Source organism: Flavobacterium sp. 102, from assembly GCF_003634615.1.
Taxonomy (GTDB): Bacteria; Bacteroidota; Bacteroidia; order Flavobacteriales; family Flavobacteriaceae; genus Flavobacterium.
Window position 1 is genome coordinate 46750 of sequence record NZ_RBKX01000001.1, and the last position, 17941, is coordinate 64690.

At 36.8% G+C, this 17941-nt stretch carries 18 protein-coding genes; 4 read left to right on the top strand and 14 right to left on the bottom strand.

From position 1 onward, the window contains the following. Nucleotides 1–17: 17 nt before the first annotated feature. The 14 genes from C8C84_RS00300 to C8C84_RS00360 all read right to left on the bottom strand — a co-directional run bounded on the left by C8C84_RS00300 (nt 18) and on the right by C8C84_RS00360 (nt 8852). The gene (locus tag C8C84_RS00300; RefSeq protein WP_121311622.1) at nt 18–1166 is read right to left on the bottom strand and encodes a DEAD/DEAH box helicase; all 1149 of its coding nucleotides are present in this window, start codon (nt 1164–1166) and stop codon (nt 18–20) included. Nucleotides 1167–1168: 2 nt separating this feature from the next. Further along, entirely contained in the window at nt 1169–1711 is a 543-nt protein-coding gene (locus C8C84_RS00305; RefSeq protein ID WP_121311623.1) for a hypothetical protein, read from the bottom strand. Nucleotides 1712–1718: 7 nt separating this feature from the next. After that, nucleotides 1719–2039 carry a helix-turn-helix domain-containing protein gene (locus C8C84_RS00310; RefSeq protein WP_121311624.1) on the bottom strand — a complete coding sequence of 107 codons (321 nt, stop codon included), beginning with the start codon at nt 2037–2039 and terminating at the stop codon, nt 1719–1721. After that, on the bottom strand, nt 2036–2476 hold the full coding sequence (locus C8C84_RS00315) for a hypothetical protein (RefSeq protein ID WP_121311625.1): 441 nt from the start codon (nt 2474–2476) through the stop codon (nt 2036–2038). The genes C8C84_RS00310 and C8C84_RS00315 overlap by 4 nt, the downstream gene beginning before the upstream one ends. Then, on the bottom strand, nt 2477–3688 hold the full coding sequence (locus C8C84_RS00320) for a hypothetical protein (RefSeq protein WP_121311626.1): 1212 nt from the start codon (nt 3686–3688) through the stop codon (nt 2477–2479). It abuts the gene before it with no gap. Nucleotides 3689–3699: 11 nt separating this feature from the next. Next, the gene (locus tag C8C84_RS00325; protein ID WP_121311627.1) at nt 3700–4437 is read right to left on the bottom strand and encodes an MBL fold metallo-hydrolase; all 738 of its coding nucleotides are present in this window, start codon (nt 4435–4437) and stop codon (nt 3700–3702) included. A gap of 1 nt (nt 4438) precedes the next feature. After that, entirely contained in the window at nt 4439–5341 is a 903-nt protein-coding gene (locus C8C84_RS00330; RefSeq protein ID WP_147406791.1) for a recombinase RecT, read from the bottom strand. Nucleotides 5342–5351: 10 nt separating this feature from the next. Further along, the gene (locus C8C84_RS00335) at nt 5352–5573 is read right to left on the bottom strand and encodes a hypothetical protein (RefSeq protein WP_121311629.1); all 222 of its coding nucleotides are present in this window, start codon (nt 5571–5573) and stop codon (nt 5352–5354) included. After that, the gene (locus C8C84_RS17030; protein ID WP_158592533.1) at nt 5570–5746 is read right to left on the bottom strand and encodes a hypothetical protein; all 177 of its coding nucleotides are present in this window, start codon (nt 5744–5746) and stop codon (nt 5570–5572) included. Before C8C84_RS17030 ends, C8C84_RS00335 begins: the two co-directional genes overlap by 4 nt. Further along, entirely contained in the window at nt 5746–7818 is a 2073-nt protein-coding gene (locus C8C84_RS00340; protein WP_121311630.1) for an AAA family ATPase, read from the bottom strand. Before C8C84_RS00340 ends, C8C84_RS17030 begins: the two co-directional genes overlap by 1 nt. 66 nt (nt 7819–7884) lie before the next feature. Continuing rightward, nucleotides 7885–8142: a hypothetical protein gene (locus C8C84_RS00345; RefSeq protein WP_121311631.1), complete on the bottom strand. Its 258-nt coding sequence runs from the start codon at nt 8140–8142 to the stop codon at nt 7885–7887. Between the two features lies 1 nt (nt 8143). Beyond that, nucleotides 8144–8401 carry a hypothetical protein gene (locus C8C84_RS00350; protein ID WP_121311632.1) on the bottom strand — a complete coding sequence of 86 codons (258 nt, stop codon included), beginning with the start codon at nt 8399–8401 and terminating at the stop codon, nt 8144–8146. Between the two features lie 2 nt (nt 8402–8403). Further along, nucleotides 8404–8637: a hypothetical protein gene (locus C8C84_RS00355; RefSeq protein WP_121311633.1), complete on the bottom strand. Its 234-nt coding sequence runs from the start codon at nt 8635–8637 to the stop codon at nt 8404–8406. After that, nucleotides 8637–8852, bottom strand: a complete 216-nt coding sequence (locus C8C84_RS00360) for a hypothetical protein (protein WP_121311634.1) — start codon at nt 8850–8852, stop codon at nt 8637–8639. The genes C8C84_RS00355 and C8C84_RS00360 overlap by 1 nt, the downstream gene beginning before the upstream one ends. 129 nt (nt 8853–8981) lie before the next feature. Between C8C84_RS00360 and C8C84_RS00365 the strand changes: the two genes are divergently transcribed. The 4 genes from C8C84_RS00365 (at nt 8982) to C8C84_RS00380 (ending at nt 17934) form a co-directional block, all read left to right on the top strand. Further along, nucleotides 8982–9656: a LexA family transcriptional regulator gene (locus C8C84_RS00365; protein WP_121311635.1), complete on the top strand. Its 675-nt coding sequence runs from the start codon at nt 8982–8984 to the stop codon at nt 9654–9656. A gap of 11 nt (nt 9657–9667) precedes the next feature. Further along, the gene (locus tag C8C84_RS00370; RefSeq protein WP_121311636.1) at nt 9668–10213 is read left to right on the top strand and encodes a DUF4468 domain-containing protein; all 546 of its coding nucleotides are present in this window, start codon (nt 9668–9670) and stop codon (nt 10211–10213) included. Between the two features lie 16 nt (nt 10214–10229). Continuing rightward, on the top strand, nt 10230–10493 hold the full coding sequence (locus C8C84_RS00375; protein ID WP_158592534.1) for a helix-turn-helix transcriptional regulator: 264 nt from the start codon (nt 10230–10232) through the stop codon (nt 10491–10493). A gap of 610 nt (nt 10494–11103) precedes the next feature. Next, complete coding sequence (locus tag C8C84_RS00380) at nt 11104–17934, top strand: choice-of-anchor D domain-containing protein (RefSeq protein ID WP_121311638.1); 6831 nt, start codon at nt 11104–11106, stop codon at nt 17932–17934. Nucleotides 17935–17941: the final 7 nt, after the last annotated feature.

Genomic DNA, 17941 nt, shown 5'->3' on the forward strand with positions numbered 1-17941 from the left:
GGGTGCTTTCATAGTCTCTATTTTTGAAATGGAACATTTGTTAATTGTCGGCCATTGTTCCAGATGGCGAACCTACCTTCGTTATCTTCCTGAATTTTCATAGTCTCAATTTTCCCAAAAAGGTTAATGTTTCCACCCATGTCAACAATCCAAGCATTCGGTTTTGTTGGCCATATTCTCATTGCTCTGCCTACTATTTGATAATAAAGAGAAAGTGACATTGTGGACCGTGCCATCAGCACTGATTCTAATTGTGGATAATCAAATCCTGTTGTCAAAACGCCAACGTTAATCAGGCATTTAATCACCCCTTTTTTGAATCTTGATAAGATCCTTTCCCTTTCTTCCTTTTTGGTTTCTCCGGTAAGCACAACCGAACCAGGTATCATTTTAGCAACCTGATTGGCTTCATCAATCAGAGCACAGAATATCAGTAGATTTGGCTTCTTAGAAAGAATATGAAAAGCAGTTTTGGCAATTCTTGAAGGCATATCGATTGACTTGTAATACCTTTTCAATGACTGCGGAGTAAAGTCGGTACCGTTGCTATTTAGTTCTAATTTTGAACGATCAATAACATCGAATGAATAATATTCAAGCTTGGCCAAAAACCCTGAATTGAAAAGTGTATCGTTCTGAACATAGTAAAGTACCTTGTCAAATATTTTCGGAGTGCTGCGCGTTAAGAATGTCAATTGATATCCTTCTGAAGACATTGAAAGTCTATAAGGCGTTGCTGTCAATCCCAATACTTTTACATCCGGGAAATACTTTATAAATTCCTTATACATTCCGTCTTCTGAATTCACTAAATGGCATTCATCAATCAGTATATACTTTACACCTTTGAACAAATGCTTTTTATTGACTATGCTGCCGATTGTACAGAACGTTACTTTGTCAATCCTTTTTTCTCCGGCAGAAGCGCTGTAAATTGATGCCTTACCGTATTTGCTATACTTTTCATAATTCTGTTCAAGAATCTCTTTCGAGGGCTGGAGTACAACCGTCATTCCGTCTACTCCAGCCACAATACCTGCAGTTACAATAGATTTTCCAGAGCCGGTCGGTAAAATAATTATACCGTTATCTGTAGCCGTGCTATTAAAAAAATTAACACCGACTTCGATTGATTCGCTTTGGTAAAATCTGTATTGAAATGCCATGCTTAATCCTCTACTTTAGCAGTTTCAAAAGCACTATCTTCTTGAGCAAAAGTTATTACTGTTTGCTCCATTTGAGGTGCTGATTTACCGTTCATATATGCTTCAACTTCATCCAGAGCATTTTCTAAAACTTCATTCAGCTGAGTCAAATACAAATAGCTTCCGCTTAGTTTCACTTTTGGCGAATCAAATTTTACAACACCAGATGTCACATACTTCGTGGCTGAAATGATTAATGATCGGTTTTCTTCTACACCTGAGATTTTGAATGAAAACACGTTGTATTTTTGAGTATTAACGTCTTCTTCTAGTGTCGATAATTCAGTTGAATTGTCGTTCCCTGTAAAAGCATCGTCAAGATGTGCGAAGAAAACATTGAACATTGAAAATGCTTTTTCTAAGTCTTCGTGAACGATATGGTTTCCTTTTCTGTTTAGAACATCACCGGCTGTTTTTCCGGTTAGCAACTCATAGGAGTAACTGCATAATGCATCACCTAAAGAGGCACTTTTTATTTCGACTTCCTTTTGATCTTCGTTTTTCATAATTCTGTTAGTTTGGATTAATGTTTATATAATATTCTTTGTATTTCCCTTCAATGAACACAGACTCTATTCCTTTTACACCATAGATATCTGTTAAGTCTTTAATTCTTCTGGGTAGATGCCCTATTCCATATTCTAATAATGCTTTAGTAGTTGTTAATCGTTCTCCTTTTATAAGCGCTGTGTAAGTCTTTTTGCATTGATTAGAGAAGTGTTCAATATTTCCATCAAAATGCTTCTGGCTTTCGCTATTGTTTTCTTTGTGAAGAAATGGTTCTGTGAAATCTATCGGAAGATTGAAGTCGATTTGTAACTGTGGAGTTTTCATAAATACTTTTCGTTATTTTTCAATTGAATCTCTATTTCTTGTAATGCGACTAAGTCCTTTGGCTCTGGAAGATATATCCCGGCGTGTTTGGCCGAGTAGTCTCTAAATTTGTCAATGACGTAGGTTGTTTCATCTTTACTTATGTTGGCGAAGCTTCGCCAGGCATCTCTAATTTCTCCTGTCTTCTCGTTTACTCTTTCAGTTCTGAAAACTTCTGGACAAATCAGTTTCTTAATCATTTCTTGCTTGACATACTGAAAATCTTCTCCATATTCCCAAGCAAACCAACCCACTATCAGATGAAAATATTTGTTTTGATTTGGCGACTTTGATGTTGCCATTCTCTTCAGTTCAAATGATTGGCCTTTGGCGATAAAGTGTTTTAGTTTCTCTATCGCCCGAAGGACATCAACCTCTTTCTTTGGGTTGTAAACCATTTATTGCTCAGCTAATACGCTTCTCAGATGATCCAATACTTTGTCATTGTCCTGTTCAAAGAACATTGCAGCATAACTTGGTAAGAACACGCTTCCGGCAATTTGCGTTGCGCTTTCGCCTCCAATTTCTTTCTCCAATTGCATTGCATCAGGATCAATAACACAAGCCCATCCAGCTAAACAGTGTGAAGTACCACAATGCCATTTACTCATGTTCAACGCGCCTGGTCTTGATAGAACTTCTTGAGCAATTTTCTTGATAAGGACTTTCTCATTTACCTTGTCTTTTACGCCGTAATTAGTGGCCAAAACTTCCCCTGCTTTGTTTTTAAGGTTAGCATCTGGGCACCAACGTAAGATGTAAGTCAGTTCAGAGTTGGTCGGGTTCTTAGTGGCCAAAACTTCCCAAGCTTTGTTTTTAAGGTCAGCATCTGGGCACCAACGTAAGATGTAAGTCAGTTCAGAGTTGGTCGGGTTCTTAGTGGCCAAAACTTCCCAAGCTTTGTTTTTAAGGTCAGCATCTGGGCAATACTCCATGATGTAAGTCAGTTCAGAGTTGGTCGGGTTCTTAGTGGCCAAAACTTCCCCTGCTTTGTTTTTAAGGTCAGCATCTGGGCAATACTCCATGATGTAAGTCAGTTCAGAGTTGGTCGGGTTCTTAGTGGCCAAAACTTCCCAAGCTTTGTTTTTAAGGTCAGCATCTGGGCACCAACGTAAGATGTAAGTCAGTTCAGAGTTGGTCGGGTTCTTAGTGGCCAAAACTTCCCAAGCTTTGTTTTTAAGGTCAGCATCTGGGCAATACTCCATGATGTAAGTCAGTTCAGAGTTGGTCGGGTTCTTAGTGGCCAAAACTTCCCAAGCTTTGTTTTTAAGGTTAGCATCTGGGCACCAACGTAAGATGTAAGTCAGTTCAGAGTTGGTCGGGTTCTTAGTGGCCAAAACTTCCCAAGCTTTGTTTTTAAGGTCAGCATCTGGGCACCAACGTAAGATGTAAGTCAGTTCAGAGTTGGTCGGGTTCTTAGTGGCCAAAACTTCCCAAGCTTTGTTTTTAAGGTCAGCATCTGGGCAATACTCCATGATGTAAGTCAGTTCAGAGTTGGTCGGGTTCTTAGTGGCCAAAACTTCCCCTGCTTTGTTTTTAAGGTCAGCATCATTTGTGTATACGATGATTTCTACTAATTCTGAATTCTTTTTTTCTTGTAAATTTTCCATTTGATAATTTGTTAAAAAGGTGTTTTGTTAAAATTTATATTCATTCCATTGGCAGCTGCTATTATGTTCTTTCCGGTCAATTCAAAAACTTCATCAACGAATTGCTTTTCGTGTGAATTTGTATCTGATAGGTGGATAAGAACGATGTTGTTTACAGCTGACAAGTCATTTGCTGACAACATATCCTTGCAGTTTTCAAGTGAAAAATGACTTTGGAGAATTCTATCTCTCAAGAATTCTTTTTCGCTGTCTGGACCGTATTTCCTATCGATGATTGCCTTTGAATAATTGGCCTCGATGATGATATTGTTTAGACCGTCAAAAGTGTATTTGCAGTAATAAGTATCAGTCAAGAAAAGCGTTCGGCCACAGTCTTTGTGTTCAATCAAAAAGCCCATGCATGGTACATCGTGTTTAACCTCGAAAGGCATCACTTTAAAGTTTCCGATGTGATGTGTTTTGGTTGCTCTGAGTTCCTTTGCTTTGTGGTTCACGAATGTGTTTGTGGCCACCAATGTTTCCATCGATGCAAAGGTTTCAATCCCCAAAGCCATTACGTCTTTAATCGATTTGGCGTGGTCTCCATGTGAATGAGAAACGATGCACCCGACGACTTTTGAGTAATCAAAATCCAAAGCTTGTTTGATTTCCTTGATGTTTACTCCGGCTTCGATTAGGAGTGCTTCATCCCCATTGCTTAGGATGTAAGCATTACCTATACTGCCGGTTGAAATTACCTTTAGTTTCATTTTAGAATCCGGCTTCGGTTGGTTGTTCTTCAAAGTTGATTTCGGCAGTAGCGACCGGCGCTTCATCTGTGGTACTTGATGATGATGTTTGTACTTCTTCGTAGTTTGTATCTTCGGCACTTTCGAAGTTTAAAGGCTCTTTGTTGGCTTCGGTTTTTACTTCGTGAGCCACATTCTCGGCGGTTACATCAATTACTTTTTCATCCTCTAAAGGATCATATAGAACCGAATCATCCGAGCTACTAATCAAAAGTTTACATGCTCTATTGATTACCGTTTTGCAAGCCATTTGGTCAGCAAAGTTTTTGTGTGCCGGAGAAGCTCCTCTGCTTCCACCTTGACCCCAAGCCATTTTGATTTGGTTGATGTTCATTACCTCAACATCGATTGTGCCATCGATTAACTCATAAACGGCGTAAGCTCCAACGATGTCATTGGTTCCGATGCTGTCTAAAGTCTGAGTGTGTTTGATTACTTTTCTTCTTCCGGTAACTGAATCCACTTCGAATTCAAAAACATCGCCTTTGAAAATTGCATTGGCTTTGATGTTTTTTAGTTTGCCGTAACGTTTAGCGATTGCGATATTTCCGGCATAGGAAATCGAGCACTCTACTTTTTCACCATAAGGAATGAAGTAACATTGCTTTTTGATTGGCGACACACCATAAACAACCATTTTCAATAACGCCTCGGCTACCGATGATTTGTCGCATTTGGCCAAGATGTTATTCTTTGGGTCTGACAATATGATGTAAGCCGATTTCAAGGCGTTTTCTGCGTTGTAATCCTTTGGAAGTGTCAACTCTCCCGATTTTTGGAAAGCGTCAATCTTAGCCAATACTTGTGCCGAAATATCGGCTTTTACTGTTGCTACTGCTGTAGCGTTTTCTTTTGTTGTACTCATTTTTCTAATTTTAAATTTCAATTGTTAACTGATTATCTTGACTTGGTAATTCATTGGCTTTACTGCATTTTATCTCAGGTATTTCAAAGCCGTATTTTTCCAATTCTTTGGCTGTATTTTGATTGTGTTGGCAATTGGCTGTACAATCAAAAGAGCCTATTTTAACTCCGATGTTTACCGGGCATTTCTGCGTAAGCATTCCATCGGAGTCTCTGATTACTTTGTAGGTCATACATGTCCGTAGGCTAAATTTCTTAGTTCAGATGCCATATCAGAAAACTGTTCTCTTCCGTACGCAGGAGATTCGTTATTTTGCTCTCTGATTAAGTTTTCAGCTTTCATACCTTCTATTTCGGCTTGCACTGCCAAAACAAGCGCAAGCCTTCTTACTTCTGAACCTTCCATTACGCAGACAATTCTTTAATTTGTTTTTCTGCTTTTCTCATTGAGTCAATATCGATATTCGATACACTCAACTGCTTGTGGAACTCAGACACTACCAATCTGATTAATTGGCTATCGGTATCGATTAGCGTGTGAACGCTTTCGGCATTGTCGATAAAAATCGGAGCGTTAACACCGTAGAACTCACAAAGCGTGTTGATGATATCTAATCCGGCATTGATTTTGGATGCGGTGTTCACATCTGAGAAAGGAACTCCGTTAACCATAGCCTCACAAGTTTCACGTAATCCACCGTTGATTTGTTCATCAAACATTTTGAAGTTCACGTATTTGAATTTGCTGTTGATGGCAGTTTCAAGTCGGTCGATTTTATCCTTGATAAATGCTTCGATTGTGAATTGGATTTTCTCTACATCAGCCACTTGTTGTGCAAGTTTTCGCTCTTCATCCTGCAACTCGATGATTCTTTTGTCAATGGCTTCAATTTGTACTTTGGTTAATAGTTTAGCTTTGATTTCATCAATCCAACGGTTAAGAGAATTTCTTTTCTCAACTAACTCAGTATTGTCAACTGTTGGGATTTCAACTAACAAACTTTTTAAAGTTTCTAATTGGTCTTTTCTGTCCTCATAAGTTGGATGCAGTTTTAAAAGGCTTTCGTAAACTTCTTGCTCTGATGGCAATGTTGAAGTAGAAGCAACGTTTAAACTTGCAATTTCGGCTTTGATTTTCTCAACTTCACTTTCGGCGATTTCAACTGCAGATGTGCCGTTAGTGATTCTTGTTTCCAATCCGACAAGCTCAGTTTCAAGATTTGCTTTCTCTGTTGATAAAGATTTCCCTTGAGCGGTGATGTTGGCTAACAAAGTGTTTTTGTTGGCTTTGAATGAAGCTTGCATTTCTGCTTTTTTGCTTTCCATCACCGAAGCATCAAAATCACGTTGGCAAGTTGGGCATTTGCAATCTCCATCAGCCAAAACAAGTTCTTTTACATTCTCATCATCCCATTCTTTACGCTTTGCTTCGATTCTTGATTTTAGCGAATCAATCTGCTGATAAATACCATCTCTTTTTTGCTCAAGTGTTGAAACTGTATTTTTATAAGTTGTAACTTCTTGCTCTTTTTCGGTAAGCGATTTGGTAAGTTTATCCAAAGCCGAAGTGTCAGGCGTAAGTCTTTCGTTGGCTTCTCTTCTGCATCCGCTTTCGATTGTTTGTATTTCAACCTCAACATTGTTGATGCTGATTTTTAAATCCTTTTGAGAATCCAATTTGCTTTGGAAAGCAGTATTTGCATCAGCCAATTCAGCATCTACTTTCGCAAGTTGTTTTCCGTAGCCTTCCAATTCAATTTCAAGAACTCTAAAGTCTTGCGCTTCCGGTCTGCTTCTTTCAACTTCATCGATACGCGTTGGAATAGCTTTCAAATCTTCTTTGGCTTTTTTAACGGATGCTTTGATTTGAGCATTATAATCATCCATCGTTTTACCTTGAGTAAGGTTGGCAATTAGCGATTCATAAGCAGAATTCCCTGATGCTAATTCAGCATCAGACAAACCACCGCCAACAATTGAAATCAAAACACTTCTTTGTTGTTTCCAATCGGTACTTGTGAAATAAGTTGGCGAAGTAATCATTTTGAAAACTTGCTCGTTAAGAACTTCATTCACTTTACGGTTGAAGTCAGTCAGAATCATTGGAACATCGTTCCAATATAAATCGGTAACATTACCGGCGAACTCTGATTCCAAAGAACCACGTTTCTTAACCCAATTCTCTTTTAGGATTCTTTTGATGGTAACAACTTCACCATCGATTAAAAGCGTTGCTGATACTTCATGCTCAACTTTTGGAATTACTTTTCCAAATACATCAAGAGTTTTAACTTCAAAATCCTTACGGTCGTGAGAATCTTTACCAAACAGCAACCAAGTGAAAGCATCGGCTATCGTGGTTTTTCCGGTTCCATTAGCGCCGTAAATGTCTGTTTGATTGTCAAAATCGACGTGTAGGGATTTGATGCCTTTGAAATTATTAAGAGTAATGCTCTTAATTGTGATAACTTTTTTCATAATTTTGTAGTGTTATAATTAAACTTGTTATTCAAGGTTTGCCCATCGCTTCAACGGTGGGTTTTTTTATTCGTGATAGAATATTCTATCATCGTTTATCTGTTCTTCAACTTTATATTCTAACAGTGACATTAGCCAGAAAACAACTCCAACAACTAATGCTCCGGCGATAACCGATACACCAAGAATGATCGATATAATTTGGCAAGCGTTTGGAAACAATATGCAAAGCATCACAACGATACCAACGAAAGAAATAATTGCTCCTAAAGAGATTAACAACAAGTAGTTGTCTGATTTTATAAGTTTGATTAGGTTTTTCATTTTAGCTATTGATTAAGATTTCTAATTGTTTGCTTTCGTAAGAGGTGTTTGTATCGCTCGAATACAACGCATTGGCGATTCTTTGGTAAGCAGCACTCTTTACTTCGTTTGTTGTAACCTCAGCCCGAGTCATGCACTCATGAATGAAATTTGCAAACTGCTCGTAGGTTTCAACCTTATTGTAATCAGACTTTATCCAAATGAATATTGCCGGAAACGTTGGAAAGGAAACTGCTGGTTTTGTGAATTTTGATTTCATAACTATGCGCTTTTGTCTTTGGTTAAACCTCCTATCAATCGTAACTTCACGTTATCCGGAAGTACATCATCGCCCTTTCGGGAGCGCCCTGGACTATTCCCCAACATATCCAAGGCGCTAATTGCACCACTTTCGAGTTGTGCAGCTTCTCTTAATAACTGTCTCGCGCAAGCTTTTAATGTCTTGGCGCTGGCCAGCTGATTTTTATAGAATGATATTTGTTCTTTCTTGCTCATTACTTTGCCATTTCGCCTTCAAAAATGTCTTCTTCTTTTAGTCCGGTACTTTTGTAATATTCAATCGCAGCCATTTTTGTTAAGTTGCTGTTTACCGAGTTTTTTTCTGCCAGTATTTGAACATTTCGTTCAGAAACTCCCAAAGCCAAAGCTGTATTTAATCTGAAATTTTGGTCGTTCAGCAGTTTTTCTATAACTAATTGCGCTATCTTCATATTATTTTAAGTAAATTTGTTCGTAACTTTTTACAAATATACAAACTGTTTGCAAACAAAAAAATAAAACGCAAACTATTTTAAAAACATTTTGCAAATAATTTTAAACTGCTTGAGTGTATTGAGATTATGTATAACAAAAAATTAATTGAAAAAGTAAATTCATTGGAATTTGATAACTCTGTTACTCAAATAGCTAATGATTTGAAATATTCCAAAGGAACTGTTAGTAGTTATTTGAATGGAAAAATTAAAGCAAGCAAAAACTTTATTGAAGAGTTTGCAAACTTTTACAGGATCGAGAAAGAAGAATTGATAGATGAAAAGCCACTTCCTGTACCATTGGATAGTGAAATAGTAAAATCAAAATCTGGTGATCAATCAAAAAAGCACTCAGGTATGCTAGTTCCATTTTACGACATCGATTTTTCTGCTGGTGCTGACATTGCTACAGTTGATAATGTACAAGTGACTCCAGACTATTATATGGACGTTCCTGAGTTTTCAGGTTGTACAGCATTCAGAGCGTATTCCGACAGTATGGAGAGGCTAATTAAAAGCGGTAGCATACTATTTGGAACAAAAGTTGAGGAATGGCTTTTACACCTTGAATATGGTCAGATATATGGAATAATTTGTAGAGATGGCCGTAGGTATTTAAAATACATAAGAAAGAACCAGGAGAATCCAAAAGAATTGTTTTTGCTCAAAAGCGAAAATGAATCTTACGATGATTTTGATATTCCAAAAAACGCTATCAGATCAGTGTGGCTGATACATGGATGGCTTAATAAAAGAACTTAAAAACAGAAGACATGAAAAAACTATTTTTATTATTGATATGCACTAGTGCATTTTCTCAGGACAAATTTGAATTGACACCAGAAAAATTTACAGATTACGTTGTTTGTAACTTTGAAGGAAAAACAGAAATTGATTTGTATATAAAATCAATGCAATGGCTTGAGGTTACTTACAAGAATCCAAAGGAAGTTTTGAAGGGAAACATTGAAAATGATTACATCAGATTCACCGGTTCTAAAAGCAATCTATATTGTATAAACGCTCTTGGTCGTACTTGTTACGATGTTCGATACACTATAGAACTTGTGTTCAAGGATGGAAAAATCAAGTTTGATGTAATTGATTTAGAATATTTAGCACCAAGTTCACAATACAGCGCCGGTGGATGGTCATCTTTACCATTAATGACAAATCCTGGTGCATTCTTTAAAAAGGGAGAATTAAAAAAGACCTATAAATATATTCCGGAAATAGCCGATCATTTAAATTCGTTAAAAAGTGATTTACAGACTTTCATAACAACAGATGCTGTGGCCAGCAAAAAAGAAGGTTGGTAAAATGAATCAAACGGATATGATCATATTACACCTCATCGATTTGTTGAAATTTAGCAAGCAAATCAAAACTCAAGGAGAATTTGCCAGACGAATTGAAATGAAGCAATCCACCATTACTAAAATTAATAATGGAACAGCGCATTTCACGGTAAAGCAGATTGAGATGATATGTAAAATATTTAATGTGAATGCTAATTGGATATTTGGGTTAGATAAACGTGTTTTCAACGACGAAAATAGCATAGAAATTAAAGATTTCATGTCGCCTAAAGCCTCATAAAATAAGGCATTCACAGAGTTTCCTCACCGGTAAGGTAAAAAATGTATCAAAAATAAAAAAACACAATAATTTGAATTAAAAAAACGCCGTAAACACTGTAATTACATTGAAAAATTTGTTGGGTTGTATTTTTCATAACCCTGAGGTCGGGAGTTCAAATCTCCCTCTCGCTACAGAATTAAAAGGTTTGGAATTATCCAAGCCTTTTTTTGTTTCCCATTCTACAATCTTTCTAGACACCTTTTTCAAAAAAAACTTTGAAAACATGATTTCTAAACTCAATCACTAGTTTTTTTCGACTCAAAAACTTTTAGTTTCTATTTGAAGTACATGATTATAATGATAGAAAATTAGAAAAATTTTAGCTTTTTCAAACCAACTTTACTTTTATTTCGTAATTCTGAAACAATCATTATACAATTATTGTATTGACCAGAATGATTATTAATAAACATACTTTAAAATATTATTTTGTAGTATAATATTTATTATTAATAGCTATTATATGCATTTCATCGATTTTTTTATACATTTAATCGGATTTTTAAAAAATTAAAATAGCTTTGAACTGTCAAAAAAAAACAAAATAATCCATAATCGACCCAACGTTATGAAAAAACTATTATTGAATTTAGAAAAGAGGAAATTACTTTTTGCATTCACATTATTCTCACTGATGAGTTATTCTCAAGTGACAATAAAAAGTCAAGGATTTGAGAATGCAGCCTCAGATAATTTAAGCTATACAACAGGTACCTATGTAGGTGTATCAAACACAACAGCAATGAGTGGAGCCAATTCACTGCGTTTTAGTGCGGCCGCAGGGAATAGCAATATATCCTCTAACACACTTTTTGAAAATATAGATATTAGTGGTTATTCAAATGTACAAGTATCCATTGCTTTTGCTGCAACTGCTGTTGATGATAATGAGGATTTATTTATAGATTTCTCATATAATAATGGCTCAACATATACTACAACAGTAAAACTTGTCGATGGTAATAGTGGTAGTGGTGGCCAAAATATAAACTTTGGTTCCGGTGATTCAAGTCCGGGTCAATCAACCAATCCTTATGTATTCGATGTTCCAAGTACCAGCACTAGTTTAAGAATAAGAGTACGTTCGACTAGTCTTGATAGTGGAGAATTTCTTTACATCGACAATATTGTTATTCGTGGTGTTGGATCGCCTGAAATAAATCTACAAGCGAACGGAAATAATATTCCAACCGGAAGTACAACTATTTCAGGTACTATAAATACAGATTTTGGAAATACTGATGTTACTTCAGGAAGTGTAACAAGGACTTATACTGTTCAAAATACGGGAACTTCTAGTTTGTCTGTATGGTCTGTATATACCAATAGTGGCGATTTTTCTACTTCAATTTCATCCTCGACTATTGCTGCTGGAGGAACTGCAACGCTTACAGTTGTTTTTAATCCAACCAATGCAGGAACCAGAACAGGAATTGTTTCTATATCCAACAATGACAGTAATGAAAGCACTTATAGCTTTACTGTTGAAGGAAATGGAACAGAACAAGAAATAAATCTTCAAGGTGGAAGTCCGTTAACAAATATTGCCAGTGGTTCAACTTTAATTTCAAACAGTATTAATACAGATTTTGGAACAACATCAGGAACAAGAACCTTTACAGTTCAAAATCTGGGAACAAGTAATTTATCAATATCGTCTGCTTGGTCTTCGTTAACAGATTACACAATATCCTATGGCGCTTCTACAATTGCTCCAGGCGCCTCAACTACTCTAACGGTAACTTTTAATCCAACAGCATCCGGAACAAGAACTGCTACAATTTCAATATCAAATAACGATAGTAATGAAGGAACCTATACTTTCAATGTATCTGGAGTTATAGCCGACAAAGAGATAAATCTTATTGGAAACACAAATAACATTGTATCAGGATCGACTACCATTTCAACAACTTTAAATACTGATTTTGGAAATGTCCAACTTGGTTCTGGAAACGTAAGTAAAACCTATACTATTGAAAATACAGGTGGAATAACATTAAATATATGGTCAACTTACACAAACATGAGTGACTTTACCGTTAGTAGTTCTTCTTCAACAATTGCCGCAGGAGCTACAGCCACACTTACAGTGGTATATAATCCATCGACATTAGGAACAAGAACAGCTACAGTCTCTATTGGAAATGACGATAATAATGAAGGTACTTACACTTTTAGGGTTGAAGCAGTATGCGTTGATCGTGAAATTAATATTACCGGTAATTCCAATAATATTATTGATAGCAGTACTACAATTTCAACCACCACTCATACTGATTTTGGTACTTTAGATATTTCTACGGGCACTGCAACTAGAACTTATATTATCCAAAATACTGGAACCGCTGTTCTTACTATTTCTAATCCAACAGTTTCAGGAACAAATGCAGCCGATTTTTCAATATCTACAAATCCTGCAACACTTTCTATTGCCGCTGGAGCAAGCACAACTTTTGTTGTAACTTTTAATCCAAGTGCCAGTGGTGCGAGAAATGCTACCGTTAATATTGTAAACAATGATGGAAATGAAAATCCATACAATTTTTCGATTCAAGGAAATGGTGTAAATCCTGAAATAAACCTTCAAGGAAACTCAAACAACATCACTGATGGAAGTGCAAGTATTTCTTTAACAAATCACACCGATTTTGGTTCATTAGATATTGCTTCAGCAACCATAACCAGAACTTATACCATCCAAAATACAGGAACAACAGTCCTTACCATTTCAAACCCTACAATTTCTGGTACAAATGCAGCTGATTTCGCAATAACTACAAATCCTGCTACATTGTCTATTGCAGCCGGAGCTAGTACTACTTTTGTAGTGACTTTCAATCCAAGTGCCATAGGAACAAGAAATGCAACGATCAATATTGTTAATAATGATGCGAATGAAAGTACATATGATTTTGCTATCCAAGGTACAGGAACAAATTCTGAGATTAATCTTCAAGGAAATTCAAACAATATAATTGATGGCAGCACATCCATTTCAACAACCATCCACACCGATTTTGGTTCAATTAACGTAACTGCAGGTACTGCAACCAGAACTTATACTATTCAAAATACAGGAACCTCTGCATTGATCATTTCTAATCCAACCATTTCAGGAACAAATGCTGGCGATTTCACTGTAACGACAAATCCGGCAACCCTTTCTATTGCTACTGGTGCAAGCACTACTTTTATAGTAACTTTCAATCCAAGTGCATCAGGCACTAGAAATGCTATAGTAAATATTGTGAATAATGACAGTAATGAAAACCCTTATGATTTTGCCATTCAAGGTACCGGTACAGAACAAGAAATAAATGTTCAAGGAAACGCAACCAATATTGCAGACGGAAGCGTAACTATTACGTCAACAAATCACACTGATTATGGTTCAATAGACACTAGCTTAGGATCGATTTCAAGAACCTATACTATTCAAAATCTTGGAACTTCAACTCTTACTATTTCAAATCCGACCCTATCCGGAATTAATGCCGCCGATTTTGCAGTGACTACAAATCCTGCAACGCTTTCTATCGCAGCCGGTGCCAGTACAACTTTTGTCGTAACATTTGACCCAATCGGATATAGCGCCAGAACTGCTACCATAAATATTGTAAATAATGACAGCGATGAAAATCCATACAACTTTGATATCCAAGGAACTGGAATATTGGATATTGATGGAGATGGATTAGATTCAAGTGTAGATATAGATGATGACAATGACGGAATCACCGATATTATAGAATGTAATACCTGCTTAAGTGATCCATTTGAAAATGGTAGCTTTGAAAATCCGGTTATTGCCGCCTCAAGCTATGCAATTCTTCCAACTGGAAATGTAACTGGATGGCAAACCAGTGCAGAGAATTTCATTGAAATTTGGAGTTCAGGTTTCAATGGTGTACCTTCTGCTAATGGTAATCAATTTGCGGAATTAAATGCTAATGTACCGGGCATACTTTACCAATCATTTTGTTTGAATGGTGCAGGCGGAACTATAAATTGGTCTATCAAGCACCGAGGAAGAGATGGAGTAGATCAAGCCTTTGTAAAATTTGGCTCAACCCTAGCGGGCGCAATAGCTTCCACTCCAATTGTGGAAATGATAGATGGTAACACTGCATGGGGAACTTATTCCGGTACCTATAACATCCCTATCGGTCAATCTCAAATCTTTTTAACGTTCCAAGCAGGTTACACTGGTTCAGGTAGCCAATCTGTTGGTAACTTTATTGATGATGTTCAAATTACAATCAATCAAAACTGTGTTGATACTGATAATGACGGAATAGCAAACATCAACGATTTAGATTCTGATAATGATGGTATTCCGGATATTGAAGAAGCTGGTTTTAAAGCATACAGCAACAATACTGCAACGATGGACAAAAGTAGCTCTGCCACTTGGATTGATGCCAATGGTAATGGTATGAATGATTACATAGATGCAATAATCAGTACTAATTCTTATTTTATCGCTAACTTTGATGGAGATAGTATGCGCAATCATCTTGATTTAGATAGCGATAACGATTCGATATTTGATGTAGATGAAGCCGGATTACTTAACGGCGATGGCGATATCAACGGTGATGGAAAAGGTGACGGACTTGATTCTGACACTGACGGAATCTTAAATTTGTTTGACAATTTAAGCGGCTGGGGAACTACTGCAAGAGCTTATGCAGTAGATACCGACTCAAATGGAATCTCCGATTATTTACAACTTGACTCCAACAGTGATGGCATTTATGATATCCATACTGGCTTATATGGCAGCTATGATGCCAATAATGACGGTATAATTGATGGTTCAGGAGATGGTGACAGAGATGGGATTACAGATACTTTTGACACAAATCCAAATTCTAAAGGTTCTCCAAGAGACTTAAATAGAAAACTGTTATTAGATTTCGATGGAAGAAATGATTACGCTCAAAGCTCTGCCGTTTTGGGTGGTCTTGCCAATGCTTCTTTGATGGCATGGGTTGATTTGAATAGTGCTTTTAATTCTGAAGGTGTGATTGTAGGTCAGGATAAATTCCAAATCAGAGTGACCTCAGACAAGAAACTAGAAGCTGTTGTAAACAACACAACTGTAAAATACAACACCGTGGCATTAAATACTGCGCAGTGGTATCATGTTGGCGCCGTTTATACCGGAAGTGTATTAAAATTATATTTAAACGGTACAATGGTTGCGAGTACATCTGCCTCAGGTAATATTAATGCTGATGCTTCATTACTGACCTTAGGTAAAAATCCGGTATCAAACACAAAATATTTCAAAGGTAAAATCGATGAAGTACGCGTGTTCAATGTAGCATTAACCGATACACAATTACAAAGAATGGTGTATCAAGAAATTCAAAATACCGGCTCACAAGTTAGAGGAACTATTATCCCAAAAGACATTAGTTCACTTCCTTTTGCCAACTTGTTACGTTATTACAGAATGGATACTTACAAAGACGATATTGTTGACGATTTAACAACAACTTCTGTCGATACCGGTACAGGAATGAAAATGTACAATCATAAAAACATCTATGTGCAACAAGCTCCTATGCCTTTTATCACCAAAACTACCGGAACTTTTGCAACTGCGGTAAACGACACCAGCAATGACATTAGAGGCTTAGATGTTTTAGATTATGATTATTCAATCATTCAAGTGCAACACAACATAGCAGAAACAGCCAATAATACTTCTATCGGAATGTTTATAGATCCGGGAGTAACTGTTACTATGAGTAATGACACAAAGCTTCAAAACGATTGGTACCTAAAACTAGATGGTAAAATTGACTTATCAGGTAAATCACAATTGGTACAAACAAATAATAGTGATCTTGAGGTAACGAGTTCAGGTTCTATTGAAAGAGACCAACAAGGACAATCAAATATCTATAACTATAACTACTGGTCTTCACCGGTTAGTAGTATGAACAACACTACTATCAATCATGGTTATACAATAGCCGGTGTAATGAAAGACGGAACAACTTCAACACCACAAAACTTAAACTGGTCCTCAGGATTAAACGGTGCAGCAACAAGCCCGATCACTATTGCAAGCTATTGGATATTTAAGTTCCAAAACTTAAGTAGTGCTTATGCTAACTGGTCTGCTGTTGGCCCAAATGGTAGTCTTTTAGCCGGCCAAGGCTACACTATGAAAGGTTCTAATGCTGCTTCTGCCAATCAAAACTATACGTTTGTAGGCAAACCAAATAATGGTACGATTACCTCAACTGTTTCTGCCGGTAATCTAAACTTGTGCGGAAATCCGTTTGCCTCGGCTATTGATGCTAACCAATTTATTGATGATAATATAGCCAGTATAACCGGAACATTATTTTTCTGGGAACACTACAGCACTAATAATTCTCACAATACTATCGACTACCAAGGCGGTTATGCAACTTATACCAAAGTTGGCGGAACAGCTCCGGTAGCTCCGGCCGGAATAAGTGGCTTAGGCTCAAGTGCGAAAGTTGCCAAAAGATTCATCCCGGTAGGTCAAGGTTTCTTCGTAACCGGTTCAGCAACTGGTGGCACTTTAACTTTTAACAACAACCAAAGGATTTTTGTAAAAGAAGACAATTCGGATTCTTTCACCTTATACAGAAACAACACCAACGCTACAGTAAACGCTGATCCAAATTACAACAACAGCGAAGATAGCTTTGGAGTAGAAGAATTCATGAAATTAAGATTAGGATATACTTCTGCTAACAATTACCACCGAGAAATATTATTAGGCTTCATGAACGAAAACGCAACAGCAGGCTTTGATAATGGCTATGATGCGTTAAGTATTGAAACCCTAACCAATGACATGTATTTCACTAACGGTGATAAAAAATTAAACATTCAAGGCGATGGCTTTTTCAATGCAAATAATATCTATCCGCTTGGGATTAAAAATGCTACTGCAGGAATAGTAAAATTTGGCATCAACAAAAAAGAAAGTTTTGAAGAAAGTCAAGACATTTTTATCTACGACAACGTTACTGAAACTTACCACGACATTAAGTCGCAAACCTTTGAAATCAACTTAGCTGCCGGTACGTTTGAAGACAGATTTTCTTTGAGATTCTTTAATCCATCAGCTTTAGGAACCAATGAAAATGAATTACAACATGGCGTTGGCGTAAACCATTCGCAAACCGATAACATGATTAATATTAATAATGAATTACAAGAGGTTTCGATTAAATCAGTTGCGCTGTTTAATTTACTTGGACAACAAGTGGTTACATGGAAAATAGACAGCCAAAATCAAACCGAAATGCATCTACCGGTAAGCGGAGTAAGTGCCGGCGGATATATTGTAAAAATCATCACCGACAAAGGTGACATCACTAAGAAAATTCTAATTAAGTAATTTTTTA

Excerpts from the sequence above, each read along its gene's own strand:
- C8C84_RS00315 (WP_121311625.1), bottom strand. The coding sequence starts at position 2,476 with ATGGTTTACAACCCAAAGAAAGAGGTTGATGTCCTTCGGGCGATAGAG.
- C8C84_RS00365 (WP_121311635.1), top strand. The coding sequence starts at position 8,982 with ATGTATAACAAAAAATTAATTGAAAAAGTAAATTCATTGGAATTTGAT.
- C8C84_RS00360 (WP_121311634.1), bottom strand. The coding sequence starts at position 8,852 with ATGAAGATAGCGCAATTAGTTATAGAAAAACTGCTGAACGACCAAAAT.
- C8C84_RS00340 (WP_121311630.1), bottom strand. The coding sequence starts at position 7,818 with ATGAAAAAAGTTATCACAATTAAGAGCATTACTCTTAATAATTTCAAA.
- C8C84_RS00345 (WP_121311631.1), bottom strand. The coding sequence starts at position 8,142 with ATGAAAAACCTAATCAAACTTATAAAATCAGACAACTACTTGTTGTTA.
- C8C84_RS00330 (WP_147406791.1), bottom strand. The coding sequence starts at position 5,341 with ATGAGTACAACAAAAGAAAACGCTACAGCAGTAGCAACAGTAAAAGCC.
- C8C84_RS00370 (WP_121311636.1), top strand. The coding sequence starts at position 9,668 with ATGAAAAAACTATTTTTATTATTGATATGCACTAGTGCATTTTCTCAG.
- C8C84_RS00305 (WP_121311623.1), bottom strand. The coding sequence starts at position 1,711 with ATGAAAAACGAAGATCAAAAGGAAGTCGAAATAAAAAGTGCCTCTTTA.
- C8C84_RS17030 (WP_158592533.1), bottom strand. The coding sequence starts at position 5,746 with ATGGAAGGTTCAGAAGTAAGAAGGCTTGCGCTTGTTTTGGCAGTGCAA.
- C8C84_RS00320 (WP_121311626.1), bottom strand. The coding sequence starts at position 3,688 with ATGGAAAATTTACAAGAAAAAAAGAATTCAGAATTAGTAGAAATCATC.
- C8C84_RS00335 (WP_121311629.1), bottom strand. The coding sequence starts at position 5,573 with ATGACCTACAAAGTAATCAGAGACTCCGATGGAATGCTTACGCAGAAA.
- C8C84_RS00350 (WP_121311632.1), bottom strand. The coding sequence starts at position 8,401 with ATGAAATCAAAATTCACAAAACCAGCAGTTTCCTTTCCAACGTTTCCG.
- C8C84_RS00300 (WP_121311622.1), bottom strand. The coding sequence starts at position 1,166 with ATGGCATTTCAATACAGATTTTACCAAAGCGAATCAATCGAAGTCGGT.
- C8C84_RS00310 (WP_121311624.1), bottom strand. The coding sequence starts at position 2,039 with ATGAAAACTCCACAGTTACAAATCGACTTCAATCTTCCGATAGATTTC.
- C8C84_RS00355 (WP_121311633.1), bottom strand. The coding sequence starts at position 8,637 with ATGAGCAAGAAAGAACAAATATCATTCTATAAAAATCAGCTGGCCAGC.
- C8C84_RS00380 (WP_121311638.1), top strand. The coding sequence starts at position 11,104 with ATGAAAAAACTATTATTGAATTTAGAAAAGAGGAAATTACTTTTTGCA.
- C8C84_RS00325 (WP_121311627.1), bottom strand. The coding sequence starts at position 4,437 with ATGAAACTAAAGGTAATTTCAACCGGCAGTATAGGTAATGCTTACATC.
- C8C84_RS00375 (WP_158592534.1), top strand. The coding sequence starts at position 10,230 with ATGATCATATTACACCTCATCGATTTGTTGAAATTTAGCAAGCAAATC.